Annotated in this window: 1 pseudogene; it reads left to right on the top strand. The window is 60.6% G+C overall.

Features of this window, described 5'->3' with window-relative positions:
• Positions 1-12: 12 nt before the first annotated feature.
• Positions 13-396 (top strand): annotated as a pseudogene (locus EOC93_RS33880) (cellulase family glycosylhydrolase); the annotation flags it as partial.

The raw sequence follows: 396 nt of genomic DNA on the forward strand, positions 1-396 counted from the left end.
ACATAACATCGGATGGCACTGTTGACGGCGATGATCAAGAGTTTGACGGCGGCGCTGTTCGTGCTCGTGGCTTTGGCGCTGCCTGGCCAGGCCGCAACATTCTCGATGAAGCGCGGCCTCAACCTCGACCAATGGGTCACATGGCCCGGCGAAGACCAGTGGGGCGACGCCAAAGCCATCCTACCCTATCCGGAATGGCGCAAATTCCTTGGGGAGAACGACCTCAAGGCACTGAAGGACGCCGGCTTCGATTTCCTGCGCATGCCGGTCGATCCATCGCCCTTCCTGTCCGACCAGACCGTGACCTTGCGTGACGATCTCTATGCCGGCGTGCTGGACTCCGTGCGCATGATCAACCGCGCCGGCCTGAAGGTTATCGTCGACATGCACCTGATC

It is taken from the genome of Mesorhizobium sp. M6A.T.Ce.TU.002.03.1.1 (genome assembly GCF_003997275.1).
Lineage (GTDB): Bacteria > Pseudomonadota > Alphaproteobacteria > Rhizobiales > Rhizobiaceae > Mesorhizobium > Mesorhizobium mediterraneum.